The organism is Sphingomonas sp. BT-65, assembly GCF_026107375.2.
Taxonomy (GTDB): Bacteria; Pseudomonadota; Alphaproteobacteria; order Sphingomonadales; family Sphingomonadaceae; genus Sphingomonas.
Genome location: NZ_JAPCIA010000001.1, coordinates 1670167 through 1683700, shown reverse-complemented (window position 1 = coordinate 1683700; position 13534 = coordinate 1670167). Strand labels below are relative to the sequence as shown.

12 protein-coding genes are annotated in these 13534 nt (G+C 67.3%); 5 read left to right on the top strand and 7 right to left on the bottom strand.

The genetic code is table 11. From position 1 onward, the window contains the following. Positions 1–38 precede the first annotated feature (38 nt). The 3 genes from queF to OK349_RS08010 all read left to right on the top strand — a co-directional run bounded on the left by queF (position 39) and on the right by OK349_RS08010 (position 4227). A complete protein-coding gene (queF, locus tag OK349_RS08020; protein WP_265117291.1) occupies positions 39–485 on the top strand; it encodes a preQ(1) synthase in 447 nt (148 codons plus the stop codon). Between the two features lie 143 nt (positions 486–628). Beyond that, on the top strand, positions 629–2908 hold the full coding sequence (locus OK349_RS08015; RefSeq protein ID WP_265117290.1) for a glycosyltransferase family 4 protein: 2280 nt from the start codon (positions 629–631) through the stop codon (positions 2906–2908). 38 nt (positions 2909–2946) lie between these two features. Continuing rightward, entirely contained in the window at positions 2947–4227 is a 1281-nt protein-coding gene (locus OK349_RS08010) for a glycoside hydrolase family 130 protein (RefSeq protein ID WP_265117289.1), read from the top strand. A gap of 44 nt (positions 4228–4271) precedes the next feature. Here OK349_RS08010 and OK349_RS08005 read toward each other — a convergent pair whose 3' ends face one another. The 5 genes from OK349_RS08005 to hflK all read right to left on the bottom strand — a co-directional run bounded on the left by OK349_RS08005 (position 4272) and on the right by hflK (position 10098). Further along, positions 4272–4502, bottom strand: coding sequence for a hypothetical protein (locus OK349_RS08005; RefSeq protein ID WP_265117288.1), 231 nt, complete (start codon positions 4500–4502; stop codon positions 4272–4274). A gap of 120 nt (positions 4503–4622) precedes the next feature. Next, entirely contained in the window at positions 4623–6287 is a 1665-nt protein-coding gene (locus OK349_RS08000; RefSeq protein WP_265117287.1) for a DUF853 domain-containing protein, read from the bottom strand. 62 nt (positions 6288–6349) lie between these two features. Further along, positions 6350–7873, bottom strand: a complete 1524-nt coding sequence (locus OK349_RS07995; RefSeq protein WP_265117286.1) for a Do family serine endopeptidase — start codon at positions 7871–7873, stop codon at positions 6350–6352. 213 nt (positions 7874–8086) lie between these two features. Next, positions 8087–8950, bottom strand: coding sequence for a protease modulator HflC (gene hflC, locus OK349_RS07990; RefSeq protein ID WP_265117285.1), 864 nt, complete (start codon positions 8948–8950; stop codon positions 8087–8089). Further along, the gene (hflK, locus tag OK349_RS07985; RefSeq protein WP_265117284.1) at positions 8947–10098 is read right to left on the bottom strand and encodes a protease modulator HflK; all 1152 of its coding nucleotides are present in this window, start codon (positions 10096–10098) and stop codon (positions 8947–8949) included. The genes hflC and hflK overlap by 4 nt, the downstream gene beginning before the upstream one ends. Positions 10099–10168: 70 nt before the next feature. Here hflK and OK349_RS07980 point away from each other — a divergent pair, with 70 nt between their 5' ends. Together OK349_RS07980 and OK349_RS07975 are read left to right on the top strand one after the other, a co-directional pair. Further along, positions 10169–11131: a P-loop NTPase gene (locus tag OK349_RS07980; protein WP_265117283.1), complete on the top strand. Its 963-nt coding sequence runs from the start codon at positions 10169–10171 to the stop codon at positions 11129–11131. Between the two features lie 3 nt (positions 11132–11134). Continuing rightward, the gene (locus OK349_RS07975; protein ID WP_265117282.1) at positions 11135–11584 is read left to right on the top strand and encodes a CoA-binding protein; all 450 of its coding nucleotides are present in this window, start codon (positions 11135–11137) and stop codon (positions 11582–11584) included. 34 nt (positions 11585–11618) lie between these two features. Here OK349_RS07975 and OK349_RS07970 read toward each other — a convergent pair whose 3' ends face one another. Both OK349_RS07970 and OK349_RS07965 read right to left on the bottom strand, forming a co-directional pair. Beyond that, positions 11619–12758: an aminotransferase class V-fold PLP-dependent enzyme gene (locus OK349_RS07970; RefSeq protein ID WP_265117281.1), complete on the bottom strand. Its 1140-nt coding sequence runs from the start codon at positions 12756–12758 to the stop codon at positions 11619–11621. Continuing rightward, positions 12755–13519: a tryptophan 2,3-dioxygenase gene (locus OK349_RS07965; RefSeq protein ID WP_265117280.1), complete on the bottom strand. Its 765-nt coding sequence runs from the start codon at positions 13517–13519 to the stop codon at positions 12755–12757. The genes OK349_RS07970 and OK349_RS07965 overlap by 4 nt, the downstream gene beginning before the upstream one ends. Between the last annotated feature and the right edge of the window lie 15 nt (positions 13520–13534).

Genomic DNA, 13534 nt, shown 5'->3' with positions numbered 1-13534 from the left:
GAGTTTCCAGATCGCTCCCGAGCCTCTAAATGGCGCGCATGACTCCCAAGCATCTTGGCCAGCAGAGCGCGCTTCCCGCATCCCCCGACGAGGCGGTGCTCGACTATGTCCCCAATCCGCGTACGGGCACCGATTATTGCGTGCGCTTCGCCGTGCCCGAATTCACCTCGCTCTGCCCGATCACCGGCGCGCCTGATTTCGCGCATCTGGTGATCGACTATGTGCCGGGCGCGACGATCGTCGAATCCAAGTCCCTGAAGCTGTTCCTCGGCAGCTTCCGCAACCATGGCGCTTTCCACGAGGATTGCACCGTCGGCATCGGCCAGCGGCTGTTCGTCGAGATGAAGCCCAAATGGCTACGCATCGGCGGCTATTGGTACCCGCGCGGCGGTATTCCGATCGACGTCTTCTGGCAATCCGGCGCGCCGCCGGAGGGCGTATGGATCCCGGCGCAGGATATTCCGGGCTACCGCGGACGCGGCTGAACGCCGGATTAATTCCACTCATCGCCGACTCTGCATGTTGCATTGCAACATCACTGCAACCATATTCAAACCCTGACGTTTGGGAGAACGGACAGGCGCCATAGGCGCTTACCCTATGTTGCTCATGCGAAAGGATTTTTGGGATGGCGCGAGGCACTGACCTGCCAGCTCGGATCGATCACATCGCGTTGATCGGCAACTTCCTTCCGCGCAAGTGCGGCATCGCGACCTACACCACCGATACCTATGATGCGCTCAAGGCGCGCTTCCCGGACATGCGGGTTGATGTCTGGGCGATGGACGATCATCCCGGCCGCTACACCTATCCGCCGCAGGTCACCGGATCGATCGCGCAGCATGAGCGATCGGCCTATCTCGGCGCCGCACGGATGATCGAGGCCTCGGGCGCGCAGGCGATCTGGGTCCAGCACGAATATGGCATCTATGGCGGCGCGGCGGGCGAGCATCTGATCGCGTTGCTCGAGCGGACCACGCTGCCTGTGATCGCGACGCTCCACACCCTGCTCGAATCGCCGAGCGAGGACGAGCGCCGGGTGATGGATGCGCTGCTGCGCCGTGCGGCGCGGCTAATCGTGATGGCCGGCAAGGGCCGCGAGATCCTGCGCCGGGTGCACGGCGTGGACGAGCGCAAGATCACGATGATCCCGCATGGTGTGCCCGACCGGCCGCTGGCCGACCCCGCCGGCTTCAAGCGCCGTTTCGGCTGGGAGGGGCGCCAGGTGATCCTGACCTTCGGCCTGCTCGCGCCGAGCAAGGGGATCGAGACGCTGATCGCGGCGATGCCCGCGGTGGCGGAACAACATCCCGACTCGCTCTATGTCGTGCTCGGCGCGACTCACCCCAACCTGGTCGAGCACGAGGGGGAGGCCTATCGCGACCGGCTGCACGCGCTAGCCGCGAGCCTTGGCATCGAGCGCAACGTTGCGTTCGTCGATGCCTTTGTCGAGCAGTACCAACTGCTCGACTATCTCCAGGCTGCGGATATCTACGCGACGCCCTATCTCAACCCGGCGCAGATCACTTCGGGCACGCTTTCCTATGCCGTGGGCGTGGGCAAGCCGGTGGTGTCGACTCCTTATGTCCATGCCACCGAGATCCTTGGCGACGATCATGGCGTGCTCGTCCCGTTCGGCGACAGCGGTGCGTTCGCCGAGACGATCAATGCGCTGCTCGACGACGACGCGCGGCGCGAGTCGCTGGCAGAACGTGCTTATGCCCGGGGCCGTACGATGATCTGGCCGCGGCTTGCCGAAGCAGCGGTCGAACAGATCGCGGCGGCGCTGCGCGCGCAGCCCAAGCGCCTTGCCGCCGTCGCTCCCGCGCCGACCTTCGAGCCGCTGACGCCCGATTTCCGCGCGGTCGAGCGGATGAGCGACTCCACCGGCATGTTCCAGCATTCGATCTATGCGGTGCCGGACCGGCGCCACGGCTATTGCATCGACGACAATGCCCGCGCGCTGATCCTGATGAGCCGGATCGATCCGCTCGACGCAGCCGAACGCGACCGATGGACCAGCATCTATGCCGCGTTCCTGCAGTTCGCGTGGAACCCGGACAAGGGGCGCTTCCGCAATTTCATGAGCTTCGATCGCAAATGGTGCGAGGAGGCGGGATCGGAAGATTCGAACGGGCGGACCTTGTGGGCGCTCGGCGTCACCGCGTCCGAGGCGCGCGACGCCAAGTATCGCGACTGGGCGCGCATGCTGTTCGCCGAGACTGCGGCGATGAGCTTTGAGTTCGGCAGCCCGCGCGCGCTCTCCTTCGCGATGCTCGGCGCCGCCGCGATGCTGGACGCGCATCCAGGCCATATCCTGTCGCACAAGATCCTCGACCGGTTCGGTGGGGAGTTGATGACATTGCTCGACGAGGCGCGCCGGCCCGAATGGGAATGGTTCGAGATCGTCCTGGCCTATGACAATGCCCGGCTGCCCGAGGCGCTGATCCGCGCCGGCGTGGCGCTCGGCCGCAAAGAGTTCCTCGCCTGCGGGCTCAAGACGCTCGACTGGATCGCGGCGCGGCAGACCGCGCCCGATGGCGGCTTCCGCGCGGTAGGTACCGACAGCTTCGGGCGCCCCTATGCCGACCCGCTGCCCTTCGACCAGCAGCCGCTCGAGGCGCAGGCGACGATCGATGCGTGTCTTGCCGCGTTCCGCGCAACCGGCGACAAGCGTTGGGCCGACGAGGCGGTGCGCGCCTATCGCTGGTACCTGGGGCAGAACGACCTCGGCTTGCCGCTCGCGACCGCGCGTGACGGCGGCTGTTTCGACGGGCTGACGCCGAGCGGGCTCAACCGCAACCAGGGCGCGGAGTCGATCCTGGCGCTCCAATTGGCGAATTGCGCGATTTCGGCTCTTTCAAAACGCGCGGAAATCGTGGCAGGACCGCAACGAGCCGTCGCTTAATAGTAGCGCGCTACGGCGGGTTCGTGTCCGGGGGGCGAATGCTCGACCTGTTTCAACATCCGCTGCGGCTGCGGGCGGACCCCTCGCGGGTGGTGGTGCGGCCGTTCCACATCGCCTGGCAGGCCAATGGCACCACGCCGAGCCGCACCGAGCGGCTGGTGCGGGCGGTGATTGACATGTCGCCTAGCGACGCGCGCGCGCAGCTCGAGGTGGTGCTCAAGGATTTCGAGGCGCGGCACTGGCAGACCCGCCGCGTGTTCATGACCCGCTATGACGAGATCGAGGCGCAGCTGGGGCTCGACGGCAGCGTGATCGGGGACGAGAAGCGCCAGCTGATCGGCGCCTATTTCTGCCATGAATACAGCTACGCCGCTGCGGCGCTGATGAACCCGAGCGCAGTGCCGCATCACGATCAGACGGGGATGCCCAACGGATCGCTGCGAATCCTGATGTCGCTGCGCGCGGTGGGCGAGGGGCATATCTCCTCGGTCGCGTTCCGCGAGGGGATCATCACCGACAAGAACGAGCTGACGCTCGCCCCCGAGCCACCCTTCGCGACCGCGGCCGATGCGATCGGCGACGAGCTGGAGGCGCCCGAGGGGCCGGTGATCGTCTATCGCCATCGCGATTCGACGCTGTCGGGCACCTTGCTGTTCCCGATCACCAAGGCGCAGTCCAACGGGCTCGAGGATATGCGCCTGGTCCGGTTCGAGCATGCGGACGGCAGCCATGAATGGATCGGCACCTACACCGCCTATAACGGATCGGTGATTCAGTCGGAGATGCTGCGCACGCGCGACTGGCGCGAGTTCGACCTGGTGCCGATGACGGGCAGCGCCGCGCGCAACAAGGGCATGGGCCTGTTCCCGCGCCAGATCGGCGGCAAATACATGATGATCGGCCGGCAGGACGGCGAGAACATCTACCTGCTCGCCTCCGACAAGCTCACCCATTGGGACGAGGGGGTGAAGCTGATCAAGCCGATGCACCCGTGGGAGCTGGTGCAGATGGGCAATTGCGGCCCGCCGATCGAGCTCGACGAGGGCTGGCTGATGCTCACGCACGGCGTCGGCGCGATGCGCAAATATTCGATCGGCGCGGCGTTGCTCGACAAGGACGATCCCTCCAAGGTGATCGGCCGCACCAAGGAGCCGATCCTGGCCGCGGCGGATCAGGATCGCGAGGGCTATGTGCCCAACGTCGTCTATTCGTGCGGTGCGATCCGGCACGGGGACCGGATCTTCATCCCCTATGGCGTGGCGGACAGCTCGGTGGCGTTCGCCTTCGTCTCGATCGAGTCGCTGCTCGAGGTGATGTGAGTGGATTTCCGCCCGAAGCTGGCGGAAATATAACCAAATAGGTTTCACGTGGCACCCAGCTGAAAGGCGCGGAAATGCGTGGTTTCGGCCCGTGAAATTAGGAGCCGGCGCGGCTGAATGAAGTGCGGCATGCGGAACATGTCGATGCCGAAGTTCGGTTTTGTGCCTTTTGGACTTTCGCCAGTCCGGTTAGAAATGTCCACAATGTACAATGGGGATGACGTTGGTGGCGTCCCGATCAAGTCGCTGCGCGAGGTGATGCGGCTGTCCGTCATCCCGCCTTGTGCCGGGATCCACCGTGCCGCACCGGCTACCGTCGAGTCTCCTGCTCAACGCCCGCGTTGCGGTGGACCCCGGCACAAGGCCGGGGTGACAATTGGTCGGGATTGGGCTCGTTAACCCTTGAACAGCCCGCCCAGGATGCCGCGGACGATGCCGCCGACCATGCTGGCGCCGACGCCCGACTTCTTGCCGAAGATCGCCTTCGAGACCTCGCCCGCGACGGCGCGGCCGGCGGCGGAGGTGGCGGACTGGGTCGCCGACTTCATCGCGCGGTTCCACGGGTTGTTGGCCGCCTCGCGCTCGGCCTGGCGCTGGGCCTGCGCTCCGAGCCGGGCCTGACGGTCGGCCTCGCGTTGCGCGGCGAGGCGCTGGCGCTCGGCTTCCTTGGCGAGACGCGCATCTTCCTTGGCCTTGGTGGCGGCGGCCTTCTCCGCTTCGGTCGTCGCCTTGGCTTCGGCCGCGGCGGCCGCAGCCTCGGCGCCCTTGGCGGCGAGCAGCTCCTCGGCGGATTCGCGGTCGATCAGCGTGTCGTACTTGCTGCCGACGATGTCGGTGTCGATCAGCACCTTGCGCTCCTCCGGCGTGACCGGGCCGACGCGCGAGCAGGGCGGCTTGATCAGCGTGCGCTCGACCGGAGAGGGCGCGCCGTCGGCCATCAGCAGCGAGACCAGCGCCTCACCGACCTTCAGTTCGGTGATCGCGGTCTCGACATTGACGCCGGGGTTGGCGCGGAAGGTCTCGGCGGCGGACTTGATCGCCTTCTGCTCGCGCGGGGTGAAAGCGCGCAGCGCGTGCTGGACGCGGTTGCCGAGCTGGCCGGCGACGTCCTCGGGGATGTCGATCGGGTTCTGCGTCACGAAATAGACGCCGACGCCCTTGGAGCGGATCAGGCGGACGACCTGCTCGACCTTGTCGAGCAAAGCCTTGGGCGCCTCCTCGAACAACAGGTGCGCCTCGTCGAAGAAGAAGACGAGCTTGGGCTTGTCGGGGTCGCCGACCTCGGGGAGCGTCTCGAACAGCTCCGAGAGCAGCCACAGCAGGAAGGTGGCGTAGAGCCGCGGCGAGGCCATGAGCTTGTCGGCGGCGAGGATGTTGACCACGCCATGGCCGTTGTCGTCGAGCTTGATGAAGTCGTTGATGTCGAGCGCGGGCTCGCCGAAGAAATGCGCGCCGCCCTCGCTGCGCAGCTGGAGCAGCTGGCGCTGGATCGCGCCGACGCTGGTCTTGGCGACGTTGCCATATTTTGCGGTCAGCTCGTCGGCGCGCTCGGCGCAATGGACCAGCATCGACTGGAGATCGTCGAGGTCGAGGAGGAGCAGACCGTCATCGTCGGCGACCTGGAAGGCGATGGCGAGCACGCCTTCCTGCACGTCGTTGAGCCCCATCAGCCGGGAGAGCAGAAGCGGGCCCATTTCCGAGACGGTGGTGCGGACGGGGTGGCCCTGCTCGCCGAACAGGTCCCAGAATTGGACCGGGGCGGCGGCGTATTTCCACTCGGCGTCGCCGATCTCGGCGGCGCGCGCGGTGAACGCTTCGTGCGCCTTGGCGGTCGCTGAGCCGGCCATGCCCATGCCTGAGAGGTCGCCCTTCACATCGGCGGCGAACACCGGGACGCCGGCGCGGCTGAAGCTCTCGGCGAGGCCCTGGAGCGTCACGGTCTTGCCGGTGCCGGTCGCGCCGGCGATCAGGCCGTGGCGGTTGGCGCGCTTGAGCACCAGCGACTGGCGCTGCCCGCCGCCTGCACCAGCTCCGATGAACAGCTCCGTCTCACCCGTCATACCACGCTCCCACTAGTCAGGAGCGCAGCATAACGGGGACGTTACGTCCGGTCAGCGAAAAATCAGCTGGTCAGATCGACCGCGACATAGGCGGCACCGCCGCCGCGGCGGGTGACGTACAGAACCACCTGCGCAGCGCCGGAACTCTTCGCCTGGCCGACGATCCGGTTGAACTCCGCCGGCGTGGTGACCGCGGTACGGTTGACCGACACGATCACATCGGCGCGGCGGACCTTCTGCGCGGCGTCGCTCGACGGATCGACGCCGACGATGACCACGCCTTTGGTGGTCGGATCGATGCCGATGTTGCGGGCGATCTGCGGGGTGAGCGCAGTGACGTTGATCCCGGTCGACACCGCGGCGCTCTGCGTGCCCTGCTCGCCATCGCCACCGCTGTTCGGCGTGCCTTCATCGGCATCCGGATCGAAGCCGGCGAGCTGTTCTTCCGGCGGACGCGTGCCCATGGTGAGCTGGACCGTCTGGGTCTTGCCGTCGCGCACGAGCTCGACCGGCACGCGCGTGCCCGGGCGGAGGTTCGCGGCGAGATAGGAGAGCGTGGTGTCCGGCGTCACGTCCTTGCCATCGACCTTGGTGATGATGTCGCCCTGCTTGATCCCGGCCTTGGCCGCGGCCTCGCCGGGTTCGACGCGCGCGATCAGCTCGCCCTTGCCCTTGGGCACGCCGAACGACTTGGCGAGATCCTCGTCGAGCGGCTGGATGCCGACGCCGAGATAGCCGCGCTGGACGGTGCTGCCCTTCATCAGCGTGTCGATGATCGGCTTGGCCTCGGTAGCGGGGATCGCGAAGCCGATGCCGACATTGCCGCCGGTGGGCGAGAGGATCTGCGAGTTGATGCCGATCACGTTGCCGTTGAGGTCGAACATCGGGCCGCCCGAATTGCCGCGGTTGATCGAGGCATCGGTCTGGATGAAGCGGTCGAGCGGGCCGCCCTGGCCGGTCACGCGGTGCATCGCCGAGATGATGCCGGCAGTCACCGAGCCGCCGAGGCCGAACGGGTTGCCGATCGCGACGACCCAGTCGCCGACACGCGCACGGTCCGAATCGCCGAACTTGACGAAAGGCAGGTTGTTCCCCTCGATCTTGAGCACCGCGAGGTCGGTCGCGGGATCGCGGCCGATCAGCTTGGCGGTGAACTCGCGGCGATCGGGCAGCGTGACCTTGATCGATTCGACCACCGCGCCGCGCTGGCCGGCGGAGATGACGTGGTTGTTGGTGACGACGTAGCCGTCGGCCGAAACGATGAAGCCCGAGCCGAGCGATTCGGCCTGGCGGGTCACCGGGCGGCCACCGCCCTGCTGTCCGCCGAACAGGTCGCCGAACGGCGTGCCCGCGAGCGGGTTGCTCGACACCTGGACGCGCTGCGTGGTCGAGATGTTGACGACGGCGGGCTGAAGCTTCGCCACCATCTCCGCGAAGCTCATCGGTGCGCCGGCGCGGGGCGCCGCGGCGGTGATCGCGCCGGGCTCGTTCTGCGCGGTCTGCGCGCCCGCCGGGTTCTGCATGATGAGCGCCGCACTCGCGCCGCCGATCAGGAGGGCCGAGGTGATCGCATATGCGTAACGCACGGGGTTGGTTCCTTTGGTCTTGCCTGGAGTCATCGTGCCTTTGCCGGGCTGGAGGTTAGTCATGTGTATTACTCGCCTAGAATAGCTGAACGGCGATTGAATATGAACGAACCGAAAGGCGCCGGGGTCCGTAAGGTCCCGACGATTCCACTTCAATCAATCCTCCCCTGCGGGGCAGGAGAAGATTCTGCTGAAGATCGATGCGCCCCGGCATTAGCGCCCCCGTCCCCGGAACTCGCGTAGATAGTCATTGTCGGGCGACAGGATGATCGAGGTCTCGCCCTGCTTCTGGCGCGGATCGCCGATGAAGGTGGTGCGGTACGACTGCATCGCGCGCCAGAAATCGTAGAATTGCGCGTCCTTGTTGAAGCTCACCGCATAGATCTGCGCGGCGCGCGCATCGGCCTCGGCGCGGATGATCTGCGCGTCCTTCTGGCCGTTGGCGCGGATCGTGGTCGCTTCCTGCTCGCGCGCGGTGCGCATGCGCTGCAGCGCCGAGTCGAGCGGACTGCCGTCGGGCAGATCGGCATGCTTGATGCGCACGTCGACGATCTGGACGCCATATTGGCTGGCATAGCGCTGCAGGCCGGCCTGGATGTTGTCCATCACCGCAGTGCGCTCCGGGCTGAGCAGCGAGGCGAAGGGTCGCTTGCCGAGCTCGGCGCGCAATGCCGAGCCGAACAATGGGCGCAGCTGGTCGGCGACGCGGCTCTCGGTGCCGGCGGTGACGACCATGCGCAGCGGATCGACGACGCGGAAGCGCGCGAAGGCGTCCACCTCGAGCCGCAGCTGATCGGTCGACAGCACCGGCTGGTTCTCGAGATCGATGTCGAGCACGCGCTTGTCGACCCACACGATGCGCTGGATGAACGGCACCTTGGCGATCAGCCCGGCGCCGGTGGTGACGCCGAACTGCTCGCCCTTCTGATACTGGTTGATCGTGCGCACCGGCTGCTCGAGCTGCAGGATCACCGCCTGCTTGGTCTCGGGCACGATGCTGATCGTGTTGAGCAGCAGGAACAGCGCGAGGAGCGCGAGGCCGCCGAACAGCACGGGCCGGGTGAGGAAGCCGCTCACTGGGCGCCTCCCTGCGGCTGGGCTTGCTGGGCCTGTTGCTGGACCTGCGGCTGCACCGTCCCCCCGCGCGGGGCAGGAAGCGGCAGGTACGGCGTCACGCCCTGCGCCTCGACGATCGTCTTGTTGGACTTGGCCAGAACCGACTCCATCGTTTCATAGTAAAGGCGGCGGCGAGTCACCTCGGGGGCGAGCTTGTACTGCTCGTAGATCTTGTCGAACTGCGCCGCCTCACCCTGCGCCAGCGCGATGATCTGCTGGGCATAGGCGCGCGCCTGGTTGCGGGCGCCCTCGGCCTCCTGCTGCGCGGCGGTGACCTGCTTGAACGCCTCGTCCACCGCGCCCGGCGCCGCGGCGCCGCGGATCGCCACGCCCTGGATGCGGATGCCCGAATTATATTCGTCGAGGATCGCCTGAGTCGCCTGCTGCACGCGCGCCTCGATCACGGTGCGGCCCGGGCCGATCGCCTCGTTGAGCGTCACCCCGGCGACGGCGGCGCGCATCGCGCTCTCCGCGGTCGCGCGCACGGTCTGCTCGGGATTGGCGATCTGGAACACGAAGTCCTCGGGATTCTGGATGTCCCACCGCACCGAATAGGCGAGGTCGACGATGTTCTGATCCTGGGTCAGCATCAGATTCTCGCCCGCGGTCGCCGGGAAATCCTCGGTGCGGATCGCCTGGACGTCGATCTTCTGCACGCTCTGGAGCGGCGCCGGAAGGGTGATGCCGATGCCGGGATCGAGCGTGCGCGAATATTTGCCGAGCAGCGCGACCACGCCGCGCTGCTCGGGCGCGATGACGTGGAAGCTGGTGAAGGCGATCCACAGCAGTACGAGAATCGCGAGGCCGGCGAGGATCACCGGCTTGCCGGGCATGCCGGTCGGAAGACCACCGCCACCGCCGCCCTTGCGCGCGCGCTTCAGGAAATCGTCGAGGCTGGTGACGCTGCCGCGGCCGGGGCGTTTGCCCTCCGGGGGAAACGCCCAGGGATTGCGCGGGCCGCCATTGCCGCCCTCGCCATTGCTACCGCCTTTGCCGGCGTCGCCGCCGTCATTGCCACCCTTGCCGCCGCCGCCCCATGGACTTTGGGGGCCTTTGTTCTCGTTCCACAGCACGCCAGCGCGTGCGATCCAACCGCTGAGGTTCACCATGCGTGTCTTTATAGGGTCCCATCCGCGGATTTACAGTGGCGTGGCGCGAAACCCGGCCTATCTGGCCATCATGACCGATAAAGCTGCGCTCGAAGCCGTCCTCGCCCCCGTCGCCGCGGGGCGCGCCACCGTGCGGGTGGAGGGGGCGCGGGCGAGCATCATCCTTGACGTGACGGGGCTGCCCGAGGGCGCGCAGGATGCGCTGGAGGCGGACATCCGTGCCGCCGCGGCGCTGCCTGGCATCGAGGAAGTGCGGATCGCACGGACGGCGCAGCGGGTGAACCGCAAGCTGATCGCGGTGGCGAGCGGCAAGGGTGGGGTGGGCAAGTCGACCATTTCGGCGAACCTCGCGATCGGGCTGGCGCGGCTGGGGCGGCGCGTCGGGCTGGTCGATGCCGATATCTACGGGCCCTCGCAGCCCAAGATCATGGGGATCGAAGGGAAAAAGCCCGAGGCGCATGACAAGAAGCTGGTGCCGCTGGCGACGCCCTATGGCGTGCCCTTGCTGTCGATGGGCGGGCTGGTGGCGGAGGGACAGGCGATCGCGTGGCGCGGGCCGATGACGGCGGGGGCGCTGGGACAGCTGGTCGACGCGCATTGGGGCGCAGCCGACACGCTGGTGATCGATTTGCCGCCGGGCACGGGCGACGTGCAGCTGACGATGATCCAGAAACACCGGCCGGCGGGGGCGGTGATCGTCTCGACCCCGCAGGACCTGGCGCTGATCGACGCGACGCGCGCGATCGACCTGTTCGCCAAGGCGGGCGTGCCGGTGATCGGCTTGATCGAGAACATGGCGGGCTATGCCTGTCCGCATTGCGGCGAGGTCTCCGATCCGTTCGGGCAGGGCGGCGCGGAGGCGGCGGCGGCGAAGCTGGGGGTGCCGTTCCTGGGGCGGATCCCGCTCGACATCGCGATTCGCACAGCGTCCGATTCGGGCACGCCGCCCGCGGCGGGGAACGGGCCGGAAGCGGCGGCGTTCACTGTGATAGCCAGCCGGGTGCACGACTGGATCACTGCCAACGGAGGCTAGATCATGCCGCTCACGCGCGACGAGGACATCAAGGCGCTGCTCGAAAGCGCACGGACGATCGCGATGGTCGGCGCCTCCGACCGGCCCGACCGGCCGAGCTATGGCGTGATGAAGTTCCTGCAGGGGCGCGGCTATCGCGTGATCCCGGTCAATCCGCAGATCGTGGGCGAGCATGTCCATGGCGAATATGTGTTCGGCGCGCTGGCCGATATCGGGGAGCCGATCGACATCGTCGACATCTTCCGCCGCCCACTGGCCGCGGGCGAAGCGGTGGATGAGGCGATCGCGGTGGGCGCGAAGGCGGTGTGGATGCAGCTGCGCATCATCAACGAGGAAGCCGCCGAGCGCGCCGAGATGGCGGGGCTGAAGGTGGTGATGGACCGCTGCCCGGCGATCGAGATCCCGCGGCTAGGCGTCGCCAAGGTTGGGCAGGAACATTCAGGATCGAACTGACTGTCATTCCTCCCCCTCCGGGGGAGGACTAGTTTTAGATGGCGGCCAGCGCGCCGAGGAGGCGGCGGACGTCGCGTTCGTCGTGATAGAGGCCGAGGCCGATGCGCAGCACGTCGCCGCGGACATCGGTGACGATGTCCCGCGCTTCGAGCGCGGCCTTCCATCCGGGCGCGTGGGGTGAACGGAAAGCGAGGAAGCGGGCGCGGGGGTCGCCGCCGGGGTTGAGCAGCTGCGCGGTGGCGAGCGGCGTGGCGGGGAGACCAGCCAGCAGTTGCTCGCGCGGCGGTGCGACGTGCGCGTTGACCGTGGCGGTCGCGATACCCTCGGCCGCCAGCATGTCGCGCACCGCCACGAAGCGGTAGAGCCCGCTGGGATCGAAGGTCGAGCCCATGAAGCGCATCGCGTCGGCGGCATAGCCGATGCGGCCGGGGGCCTTTTCGAGATCGGCAAACTCGGCATACCAGCCGGTGATCTCGGGCCGCGGGCCGAAGCCGGGCGGGCAATGGAGGAAGGCGGCGCCTTCGCCCGCCATCGCATATTTGTAGCCACCGGCGATGTAGAAGATGCGGTCGGCGATGGCCGAGAGGTCATTCTCGATCGCCATGAAGCCGTGATAGCCGTCGATCACCACCCAGGGACCGTCGGGGCGGGCGAGTGCGGCGAGATCGGCGAGCGGCGCGAAGACTGCGCCGGTCTCGAACATCACCTGGCTGACGAAGATCAGGTCGTGATTGCCGGTGCCTGCGGCGGCGAGGAAGCGGTCGGCGAAGCCTTCGCCATTGGGGATGACGTCGAGGGTGACACGTCCGGATTCGAGCCAACGCTGCGACTGGCGGCGGAAGCTGTGGAACTCGCCGTCGCTGGTGAGGATGCGGACGGGATGCTCGCTGCGCGCCGAGACGATGCGCAGCAGCAAGTCGTGGGTGTTGCCGGCGAAGACGATGCTCGACGGATCCGGCAGGCGCAGCTCGTCGGCCACGTGGCGCTGCGCAGCGGGGAGGATCTCGTCCATCACCCGGCCCCATTTATGGTCGGCGAGGCGCACGCCGTCCTCCCACGCCGCCTGATGGCCGAGCCACGAGGCGTCGGGCCAGAGGTGGTGGCTGTGCGCGGCGAAGTGCAGCCGCTCGGGCGCGGCGGCGAGGGCGCGCTGGAAGAGGTGCTTGTAGGTCACAGTAACGTTCGCAGGGTCCAGAGCTCGGGGAAGGCGCGCTTCGACAGGGTCGATTCGAGATAGGGGACGCCGGGGGTGCCGCCGGTGCCTGGCTTCATGCCGATCACGCGGCTGACGGTGAGGACATGCTTGTGCCGCCAGGTGGCGAGCGCGTCGTCGATATCGACCAGCTTCTCAGCGAGCTGATAGAGCTCCCACCAGCGGGCCGGATCGCGATAGACTTCTGCCCAGGCGGCCTCGACCTCGGCGCTGGGCTTGTAGGGTTTCGCCCAGTCGCGGTGCAGCGCCCCCTCAGGCAGCTCGAATCCGGCGCGGGCGAGCGCGGCATTGGCTTCGTCCCACAGGCTGGGCTTTGCGGCAAAGGCGGTGGTGAGCGGGCCGGGCACCCCGCCGCCCCGCACGCCCAGCAGCGTCTCGACCGCGCGGAACTGGTCCGACTGGAAGCCGCTGCTGCTGCCCAGCACGCTGCGGAAGCGGGTATAGTCGCTCGGCGTCATCGTAGTGAGCACGTCCCACGACAGCGTCATCACCGCCTGGATGCGGCTGACCCGGGCAAGCCCCTTGTACGCCTCGACCAGCTTGTCGCTGCGGACGAGGTCGATCGCCACCTCGAGCTCGGCGATCGCCTGTTTGAGCCACAATTCCTTGGTCTGGTGGATGACGATGAACAGCAGCTCGTCATGCTCGTCGGAGATCGGATGCTGAGCGGTGAGCAGCTGGTCGAGCGCGAGATAGCGCCCATAGGTCATGCCATCGCTCATGCCGGGCTCCGTTGG

Bases quoted from the DNA above. Each gene is read 5' to 3' on its own strand.
- queF (WP_265117291.1), top strand. From the start codon at position 39: ATGACTCCCAAGCATCTTGGCCAGCAGAGCGCGCTTCCCGCATCCCCC.
- OK349_RS08015 (WP_265117290.1), top strand. From the start codon at position 629: ATGGCGCGAGGCACTGACCTGCCAGCTCGGATCGATCACATCGCGTTG.
- OK349_RS08010 (WP_265117289.1), top strand. From the start codon at position 2,947: ATGCTCGACCTGTTTCAACATCCGCTGCGGCTGCGGGCGGACCCCTCG.
- OK349_RS08005 (WP_265117288.1), bottom strand. From the start codon at position 4,502: ATGACGGACAGCCGCATCACCTCGCGCAGCGACTTGATCGGGACGCCA.
- OK349_RS08000 (WP_265117287.1), bottom strand. From the start codon at position 6,287: ATGACGGGTGAGACGGAGCTGTTCATCGGAGCTGGTGCAGGCGGCGGG.
- hflK (WP_265117284.1), bottom strand. From the start codon at position 10,098: ATGGTGAACCTCAGCGGTTGGATCGCACGCGCTGGCGTGCTGTGGAAC.
- OK349_RS07980 (WP_265117283.1), top strand. From the start codon at position 10,169: ATGACCGATAAAGCTGCGCTCGAAGCCGTCCTCGCCCCCGTCGCCGCG.
- OK349_RS07975 (WP_265117282.1), top strand. From the start codon at position 11,135: ATGCCGCTCACGCGCGACGAGGACATCAAGGCGCTGCTCGAAAGCGCA.
- OK349_RS07965 (WP_265117280.1), bottom strand. From the start codon at position 13,519: ATGAGCGATGGCATGACCTATGGGCGCTATCTCGCGCTCGACCAGCTG.